Raw genomic sequence first — 2,604 nt, 5'->3', positions numbered from 1 at the left:
ACTCGTATGCCCGGGATCCGGGTACCACCCGGGAGGAATAGCCTGCGTCATGCGTCAAAGGTATGGGGCACCCGTGAAGAACCGGCGAGAGGGTCGGCGAACCGGTGGTCCGTGCCCCAACACTCGCCCGGTGCACCGGTGTTGTTCCCGCGCGCGGAGCGGACGGCCCGGCGACACGTCGTGCGGGTCGGGCCGCGCGGCGGCCCGCGGCGGGCTAGGCTCGGACGGCGGACGTGGTCCGGGTGACCTGGGGAGGGAACGGCGATGACGGAGGAACGGCCCGGGATGCGTGCCGACGGTTCGGCCCTGCTCTGGGAGCGTGACGAGGAGGTCGCCGCCATCGAGCGGGCCGTCGAGACGCTGTGCACCGGCCGCGCCCCCGCCGGCCGGCTCCTGGTCCTGCGGGGCGAGGCCGGACTCGGCAAGACGGCGCTGCTGACCGAGGCCCACCGGATCGCCGAACTCCACGGCTGCACCGTGTGGTCGGCGCGCGGCGGGGAAACCCTGCGCTCGGTGCCGTACAACGTGGTGCGCCAGCTCCTGCAGCCCGCGCTGCTGGCCCTCCTGCCGGAGGAGGCCCGTGAGTACCTCGGCGACTGGTACGACATCACCGGCCCGGCCCTCGGCATCGCCCCGCCCGGCGGAGGGCAGCCCGACCCGGGCTCGGTCTGCGACGGTCTGGTCGCCGCCGTCCGGCGGCTCGCCCGCCGCGAGTACCCGCTGGTGCTGCTGGTCGACGACGCCCACTGGGCCGACCTGGAGACCCTGCGCTGGCTCACCGAGCTGTGCGCGCGGCTGGAGGACACCTCCGTCCTGGTGCTGGTCGCCTGCCGTACCGGCGAACTCGGCGAGGAACGCGCCGGATACCTCGACCGGATCGTCGAGGCCGCCGGACCGGTCGCCTCGCTGCGGTCGCTCACCCCGCAGGCCACCGCCGGTCTCACCCGCGCCACCGTCGGCGAGCACGCGGACGACCCGTTCTGCCGCGAGGTGTGGGCGGTCACCGGCGGCAACCCGTACGAGACGGTGGAACTCCTCGCCAAGGTCCGCGACGCGGAGATCGAGCCCGTGGAGGCGTCCGCCCACGAACTGCGCGACCTCAACCGCTCCGCACGTGGCGGCGGCCTCGTCTCCCGCCTCGACAAACTCGGCATCGAGGCCACCCGGTTCGCCTGGGCCGCGGCCATCCTCGGCACCGGCATCACCGTCGACCTGGTCGCCCGGCTCGCCACCCTCCAGCCGTCGGCGGCGGAACGCTGCGCCGGCATCCTCTGCGAGGCCCGCATCCTCACCACCCCCGACCCGCTCAACCAGCAGGCCGCGGACGGCGAGCTGGAGTTCACCCATCCGCTGATCGAGTCCGCGGTCTACAACTCGATACCCGACAGCCTGCGCACCGCCATGCACGGCATCGCCGCCCAGGTCGTCACCGACTCCGGCCGGGGCGCGGCGGCCGCCTCCCGGCACCTGCTGCAGGTCCATCCCGACGACGACGAGGAAGTGGTCGAGCAGCTGCGCGAGGCCGCCCGCGCCCACCTCGCCGTCGGCGCCCCCGCAGCCGCCCGGGCCTGCCTGGAACGCGCCCTCAGGGAGCCCCCGAGCCCCGAGTCCCACCCCAGGGTCCTCTACGAACTCGGCTGCGCCACCCTGCTCACCGCGCCCGCCGTCACCATCGGCCACCTGCGCAGCGCCCTCGCGCTGCCGGGCCTGGACGTCGCCGAGCGGGTCGACGCGGTGGTCCGGCTCTCCCAGGCGCTGCTCCACAACGACCAGGTCGCCGAGGCGATCCGCACCGTGACGGCCGAGGCGTCCCGCCACGAACACGGCCCCGCACGGCTGCGCCTGCAGGCCTGCCGGTTCCTCTGGCAGAGCATCCACGCCGCCGGAACCGACTCGCCGGGCCGCTCCCGGCACCTGGCCGACCTGGCCGCCGCCTGCACCGGCCGCGACGACGCCGAGCGCGCGCTGCTGATCGTGCACGGCTTCGACGTGCTGATGCGCGGCGGCGACGCCGACGAGGTCGTGGCCATCTGCGACCGTGCCCTGGTCAACGGCCGGCTCGCCCCCGGACTGGGCTGGACCGAGAGCGGGTGGGGCTTCGAACTGCCGCTGATGATCGCCTCCATCTACGCCTACACCGACCGTCTCGACAGAGCCGAGGCGCTGTTCTCCGAGGCGGTCCGCGAGTACGAGACGGCCGGCTGGAGCGGCGGCCACGTCTCGCTCTCCTACGGCTACCTGGGCCTCGCCCTGCGCCGCCGGGGCCGCCTGCGGGAGGCGGAGTCGACGCTGCGCGAGTCCCTGCGGCTCGCCGACCGGGTGGGCCACCGGCTGCCGCTGCACTGGACCGCGTTCTGCAACCTCGTCGACACCCTGATCGCGCGCGGCCGTCCGGACGAGGCGATGGAGGTCGCCGAGCGGTACCAGTTCGGGGCGCCCTACCCGTCGACGATCCTGCTGCCCGACGCCCGGTCGGTGCGCGGGCGGCTGCTGCTGGCGGTGGGGCGCACCGAGGAGGGCATCGAGGAACTGGAGGCGGCGGGCCGGACCGCGGCCGAACGGGGCCACCGCAACCACCTGGTGGCGCCCTGGGCGGCCGACCTG

Annotated in this window: 1 protein-coding gene; it reads left to right on the top strand. The window is 74.8% G+C overall.

Annotated elements, in window-relative coordinates; all coding sequences use genetic code 11:
• Nucleotides 1–264: 264 nt before the first annotated feature.
• A partial coding sequence (locus HW445_RS26100) for an AAA family ATPase (RefSeq protein WP_180223343.1) occupies nucleotides 265–2,604 on the top strand: 2,340 nt, incomplete at its 3' end.

This window comes from Streptomyces sp. UH6 (assembly GCF_013421635.1).
Classification (GTDB): Bacteria; Actinomycetota; Actinomycetes; order Streptomycetales; family Streptomycetaceae; genus Streptomyces; species Streptomyces abyssomicinicus.
This window is presented reverse-complemented; position numbering and strand designations above follow the sequence as displayed.